This is a genomic window from Sphingobium xenophagum NBRC 107872, from assembly GCF_000367345.1.
Lineage (GTDB): Bacteria > Pseudomonadota > Alphaproteobacteria > Sphingomonadales > Sphingomonadaceae > Sphingobium > Sphingobium xenophagum.
Map to the genome: position 1 here is coordinate 1 of NZ_BARE01000024.1, position 6,960 is coordinate 6,960.

At 63.9% G+C, this 6,960-nt stretch carries 4 protein-coding genes and 1 pseudogene; all 5 read right to left on the minus strand.

All coding sequences use genetic code 11. The annotated features are described in order from the left end of the window. Positions 1–514: pseudogene (locus SX1_RS22630) on the minus strand (DEAD/DEAH box helicase); the annotation flags it as partial. After that, the gene (locus tag SX1_RS12230) at positions 507–2,660 is read right to left on the minus strand and encodes a hypothetical protein (RefSeq protein WP_019053215.1); all 2,154 of its coding nucleotides are present in this window, start codon (positions 2,658–2,660) and stop codon (positions 507–509) included. The pseudogene SX1_RS22630 and the gene SX1_RS12230, both read right to left, overlap by 8 nt. 7 nt (positions 2,661–2,667) lie before the next feature. Further along, on the minus strand, positions 2,668–4,497 hold the full coding sequence (locus tag SX1_RS12235; protein WP_019053216.1) for a GAF domain-containing protein: 1,830 nt from the start codon (positions 4,495–4,497) through the stop codon (positions 2,668–2,670). A gap of 143 nt (positions 4,498–4,640) precedes the next feature. After that, positions 4,641–4,943: a DUF3467 domain-containing protein gene (locus tag SX1_RS12240; protein WP_017182489.1), complete on the minus strand. Its 303-nt coding sequence runs from the start codon at positions 4,941–4,943 to the stop codon at positions 4,641–4,643. Further along, positions 4,940–6,960 (minus strand): PKD domain-containing protein (locus SX1_RS22635; protein ID WP_043145639.1); only part of this gene is annotated, 2,021 nt, incomplete at its 5' end. The genes SX1_RS12240 and SX1_RS22635, both read right to left, overlap by 4 nt.

Here is a 6,960-nt window from a genome sequence, read left to right on the forward strand (position 1 = left end):
AGCCCGCGGCGGTGATCGCGGGTAGCAAGGCAGTGATCGTCTTGCCCTCCCCCGTCGCCATTTCGGCCAGCCCGCCATCCAGCATCACCAGCCCGGCGGCCAATTGCACAGGAAAATGGCGCAGGCCCAGTTCCCGACCGCTCACTTCGCGGATCAGGGCGAAGGCTTCATCCACCACCGCTTGGCCCAGCCGTTCGCGGACCAGCCGGGCGCGGATTTCCCGGCAGGCAGCGTCAAGCGCCTCATCGGACAGATCGGCCAGTTCCTCGCAACGCTGGACGATATGCTGCGCCCGATCGAGCAGGCCGGGCGCGCCCCGCTGCGCGGCGAGCATGACGCGGCCAAGCAGGAGCGCGAGTGGCCGGTCCCATTTCCATGACGGTGCTGACCCGCGCTCTGCATAGGGCGCAATGACCGGGCGGGCGTCGCTGCGCGCCTCATGCCAGAAATGGCGGGCCTTTTCGCGCACCTTCCCACTGAGCGCGCCCCAGCGCGAAAGCGTCGCGTCAGTCATTGAATTGCGTCAGGAAAAGCTGGCGCAGACGGCGCATGAATTGCCAGCCGACCGGCTCCCACCCCAATTGCAGACGGACATGAACGCGGGTGCCAAACCGGGCATCGCGCAATTGCTGTGGCAGCGACACATCAAACAGGAACACGCGGTTGAGCGCCGTCAGCCCCTTCTCATCGCCCGGATCGGTGGGGATGCTTCCGCCGTGCGTGGTGGAAAGCGCCTCGCTCGGCAGTTCGAAGGTGCCGCCCGGTATCGCACGGGCAATGCTCCCATCCCAGCTTTTGCCCGGTTCGGACCCCAGCCAGAAACGCACGCCGCGCAGTCGCGCCCGCACCAGTTCGATATCGTCCTGCGGCACGACGACACGGGCCACCGCCGCATAGCCGGGCGTCACATAGCCAAGCAGCGTCCCCTTTTGCACATAGCGACCAGGCAAATCCTGCGCCGGGGCCTGGGTGAGAATGAACGTGCCATCTGTCCCCGCCGTCAGACCCAGATCCCCCAGCCGCTGTTCCTGCACGACCAGTCGGCGGGAATATTCGCGCCATGCGTCCTGGCTGATCTGCCGCTTGACCAGATCGCCGGCCAGTTCGGCATCCGCTTCCGCCTCCAGTTCGCGCAAGCGCCAGCGTATCTGCTCGACTTCGGCCTCCAGCACCGGATTTTCCGCCTGCATCAGCAGCGCACCCTTCTTGACCGGCGTGCCGTCGGACGCCGCCAGCCGGGTGATGACGCCATCGGCGCCAGCGCGCACATGCGCTTCCTCCGGCAACCAGACGATCCCCTGCGCATTGACGTGCAGCGGCAGCGGAACAGCAAACAGCGCCAGCAAGAGTGCGCCGACGACGCCGAGCGTGATCCTGACCGCCCGTTTCCGGTTGCCATGCAGTTGCGGGCTGGAAACCACATGCGCAAACATCTTCCAGACCGGCAGGCCCAGCCCGCTCCACAATGACCAGAGCGCTATCAGCACGCCGACCACGAAATATTTCTGGGCCACGAACAGAGCGATGGCGATCAGCATCGTCATGCGGGCGATCAGCGCAGCCGGGGCAAAGAAAAGGAACCAGCGCTTTTCGCCCGGCGTCGCGTCGAACGGGAGCACGCCGGGGGTGCGGAATATATATTTGTCGACCAAATGCGCCCAGAACCTGTTGGCGCGACTGCCCAGATTGGGAATCTCGATCAGGTCCGACAGGATATAATAGCCATCGAACCGCAAAAAGGGATTGCCGTTGACCAGCACAGTCGACACCCCGGCGATCAGCATGATGTTGAAGGCGATAGCCCGCGCGAGCCCCGGTTCCATCAACACCCAGGCAAAGGTCGCGAGCGCGGCGATAAACACTTCGGCGATCATGCCAGCCGCGCCGACCAGCGCCCGCTGCCATTTGTTGGCAAGGATGCTGACATGCGAGGCATCGACATAGGGTACGGGCACGAGGATCAGCAGCATCACGCCCATTTCCCGCACTTCGCGCCCGAAATTCTTGGCGGCGAAGCCATGGCCCAGTTCATGGATGCATTTGACCAGCGGATATATGAGCGCGATGAGCAGCAGATTGTCGGCTGCCAATACCCGATCGGCCAGATTGCCGGTCATCGCGTTCCAGTGAGTGCCGACCAGCAGCAGCGCGGGCACGACCACGCACAGCCACAGAAAGACCCCGGCGACACTGAACAGCGGCGCGACCAGGTTCATGTGGCGGGTGAGGAAGCGATCCGGGTCGACAAGATTGATCCGCACCGACATCGGGCTTTTGAGATTTTGCAACCAGCGCTGGCGACGCTCCTTCTTGAGCCGCTCATAGGCTTCGCCGGTGTCAGGCAATGTATCGCTGGCAAGCAGGTCGGCCGCGTGCAGTTGCCCCAGCGCGGCGATGACGTCATCCTGACTGGGTGCGTCCTCGCCCAGACGTTCCACCAGCAATTCCCAAAGCGCTTCGACCGTCGTCGTTCCGTCAAGACGGCCTGCCAGTTCATAGGCGCCCTTGGGGAAGCGATGCGCCTTGCCGGAGGCGCCATCGTCGATCACATACCAGACCTGCCCGCGATAGCGGTGCCTGCGCACCCGCACATGCCCCTTGAGCCGGGGGCGGAGCCGCGCGACCTGAAACCATGACGAGCTGTGGAACGGATTGGCCATGATGCGCTCAGGGAATCCACTTCCAGAAGAAGAGCTGGAGCCAGTTGCGCAGTCCGCGCGTCCATATCCATAGATTGGACCGGCGGTCGATCGTCACCTTGGCAATGCCCTCCATGCCCGGACGCAGCGTCCGTGGCGCGCCGCTGTCCAGTTCTGCCTCGACCCGGAAGGTGTTCTTGCCGTCCTGCGTCCCGGTCACGGAGGAGATGCGGGTAACGACGAACGGCACGGTTCCCCCGGCAAGGCCGGTTGGGGCAAAGCGCCCCTTTTGTCCCGGCCGCAGATAGGTGATGTCCGCCTCCTCGACATGCAGGACGACGCGAAAATCGTCGAGCGGCGCGACCTCGAAGAGGATTTCGCCTTCCTTGACAGGGGTGCCTACGAGCTGGCTGACATCGCCGGAAACCAGCACGCCGGAAAGCGGCGCGAGAATGTTCGTCCGCGCAAGCTTATATTCGATAAGGCGCAGTTGTGCTTCGGCCTGACGCAGTTTGGCGCCGTCGAGATTCATGTTCGATCGCTCGTGTTTGGCGAGCGATTCGCGATACTCCCGATCAAGCTGCTGCACTTCGCTCACCGAACGGGCATGATCGATCTGCAAATCCCGATCATCGAGCGTGGCGAGCAATTGGCCCTGTTTAACCACATCCCCCGCGCGGGCATGGGACTGGGCGATGAACCCGGAAAAGGGCACTGCGGCGGCACGTTGCACCCGCCCTTCCAGCGCAGCGTCGGCACTGACGCGGAACTGGGCAAGCGGCACGAGCAGGACCAGCAGCAACACCAGAGCGGCAACGCCAAGCGCCTTGGCAAGCGGACGGCGTGGGCCGAACAGGGCACGCGCGCCATCCATCATATGCCGCCGGGCGCGGCCACCGAACCAGCGTTCCTCCCGCAGTTTGAATGCCAGCAATTGCGCCGTCAGGCTCGCCACGCTCTGCGCGAACAGCAGGTCGCGGGGGGCGAAGGGCGCGCCTTCCGCATCGCGCTCCAGCGTGATGACGCCCACCGGCAGTCCGCGATCCAGCACCGGCACGGACGCGACCGCCATCAATCCGCCGCTGGCAGCCAGACGGACCTGTTGCAGCGTGATGAGACGGTTGCCCTCCGACGAGGGAACACTGAGTGTGACGCCCTGATCCAGCGCTTCGTCCATCGCCGCCTCGATCGCTTCGGCGGTATCGGATTTCTTGCGAAACCATGCACCATGCGACATGGCGGCAAGCGAGACCTTGTCCTTGTAAACCTTGCCGAAGCTGACCCGTGAACATTCAAGCGCGACCGCCAGGGCATTGCACAGGCTGACGGCGGATTCATCGAAGCTCTCATGTTCTTCGACCGCGGCCAGCACATCCAGTGCGGCGATGGACGCGGCGTTTCTGTCGGCCTGTTCGTTGGCTTGATGCTGCCATACGATCGACAATATCCAGCCCACGCCCCAATGGAGTTCGCGCAATATCGGCTGCAATCGCTCCGCCGTGGCGCCTGCGATGACGAGCACGACCGCGCCATAGGTCCGCCCGCCCGCCGCGATGGGATAGGCGATGCCGGTATGTGCAGGATGATCGGGGTCATTTTCAACGACCGCCTGACCGCTGGTCAGGGTCTGCTCAGCCACTTTGCGTAAATGGGGAATATCCTGCGGCCCTGCTGGCCAGGAAGCCGCCGGGGCAAAGCTGTTCTCCTCCCCTTCCAGCACGACAAGGCCCGCAATCGCCCCCGGCGTACGCGCGCATTGCAGATCGAGCCAGGCGCGGCAGAACGCCCCGGCATCGCGCGCGCTGGCCATCGACGCCCATAGCCGGGCATCATCGGCCGGTTCGGATGTGGAGGGCATGGCTCTCAATTTATCATGGCCCCTGAAATTATCGCCCGGCTGATCATCTCGTGCCTTTGCCCCCATTGGCGAACCATGCTGAAGCCACCCCAATCGACGCAGAAAGCAAATCTACGCGCCATCAGCGTCCTACAACATCGACCTCAGGCGAGTTTGCCATATCTTGTTTCATAGTCACGCACGAGTTGCGAGAGCGCCTCGCTCAACCGCTTGGCGGCAAAGGGGCTGAGGATGATCCGATGTTGCAGATCAACCTCCAGTTCCGCGGGCGTAGTGCTGGGCTGGTCCCAATTCTGGTTCACCCCGAAATTGAGCACCACTTCCTCCCGCGTGCTGGTGGCGTTGCACATGTTGCAATAGCTGCTTTTGACATTGGCACTGTTGAACCGAAGCTTCTGCTGGCGCGGCGCGGCCTGTCCCTTGGCCGTCGCGGACTTGTCATTCATTCGCTTTTCTCCAGTTCGCCCGAAGGCCCTTCACTTGTGCGCATGGCATCCCTGCGGCGCTTGTCGCCCGCCTTCTCTCTCGGCTGATTGAGACCGGGAATGAGAATGGGGAGGAAATCATCAGTCGTGGAACATGCAGGGCTATCGCCATTGTCGAGCAGGAAGCGCGACAGCCATGTCGCGCACTGATCATCCGCGTCCGTCATCGCGGCTATCATCCGGCTGGCGACCGGCTGCGCGTTCATGTTGATTTTCGGCTGTACGGGCGCGGCCCCGGCGACAGCCGCTGCCGTGACCGCGTCATCCACCGGGCCCGACGCTGTCGGCACTGGCGCAACGGGCGCTGGTGTCGACGCCGGGGATGGTGGCGTGTCGGAACCTGTTGCCGGGGCTGGAGCAGCCGCGTCGGACTGATCCTGCTTTTTGCCATCCATCCCCACTTCATACCATGCCGAATCCGTCGCTCGAATATCTTGCGCCCAGCGATCCACCGCATCGTAAAATCCGTAGGTGATCGGACCGAAATCGGCGGGAAGCACGACCTGCGATTGCCACAATGGCGCTGGTTTGACCGGGATAGATTCGATGTCCGGCAGCAGCGGGTTCGCCAATGGGCGATGGTCGCGAATGTCAGCGACCAGCGCAGGCGGCGCGTCACCCCATGCCGCAAAGCCCTTGTCGATGTTCAGCGCCACCCGTGTCGCCAGCCACAGATCCGCCATGGTCTGGCGACGATCTGCATTGGCATCCCCATAATAGCCGACCAGTTGCAGCGCCTGATCATCCTCGGTTGCGGAGGGCGCAGTGGCATTGATCGCTTCGACCTTCACTTCCAGCACTTCGCTCGACCCGTAAGGGGCCGTGTCTGGCACGGTCGCGTCCAGGCTGAGTATCCAGCGGTCGCCCGCAGCGATCGGCGTATCGCTGCTGACGCTGATCCGGGCCAGACGCTTGCCGCCAGCGGCCGCCTCCGTCACGAAGCCGAGGCTCGCGCCCGCGGGCAGATCGGCGCCCGGCAACACGCCATCGACCCGCAACAGGGCGGGATCGTACAAAACCGTGAATGTCATGGTCTTGACGCCGCCCTGGCCGGCGAAGCTGACTTTCAGCCCGGCATTATCGGCAAGCGGCACGTCCACATGCTCACCCGGCCCGCGCATGAAGTCGGGCAGGCGCGCGCTGCCCGCCATGGACTGGCTGAAGGTCAGACGCGTGCGATAGACGCCACCGACCAGGCCGTTATTATCGCCGTCCAGCACCGAACCATCCGCGCTGATGAATGCGCCGTCGGCAATGACCAGATCATAGCTGCCATATTGCAGCGGCTTGCCGTCGGCGCGCGTGAGCGTGAAGCCCAGCCCGTCCGTCGCGAGGCCGAGCGTGAGTGCGAGCGAATTGCCGCTGCCGTCGGTGAGTTGCACCGCCTGGCTGCCTGCCAGAGCATCCAGCGGTTCGGAAACACGCACGACCAGCCCGCCTTCGGTAAAGCCCGCCTGCGTCAACCGCAGCAATGGCGGATCATTGACGACGACGCCGAGCGGTGTCGCCGAGAAGCTGCCATCGTCATTGCGCAAGCGCGCGCTGACCAGGAAATTGCCATCGTCTGCGTAGATGTGGCTTGCCGCGCTGGCGCTGCCTTCCACCGATGTGGGCGTTGTGCCATCACCCCAGTCGATGACCCATTCGATCGGCCGGTCGTCGCCCGGATCGCTCGAACCCAGCGCGATCGTATAGGTTTTGCCGGTCAATATCGTGGTCAGGCCAAACACGCTGAGGACCGGCGCGACATCGGCCACGGCGACGTTGAAGCTCTGTTCCGCCTGAGCGCCATGGGGATCGGTCACGCGGACGGTAAAGGCCGCCTCTGCCCCGCCGTCGGCAGGGCGCCAGTTCAGCAGCCCGCCAGCCGTCAGCGTCGCGCCCGCTGGTCCGGAGACGAGCGAGAATAGCAGGTCGCCAGTCGCATCATCGGCATCGCTGGCGACCAGCTGCAACGAAAGCATGCTGCCTTCATTCA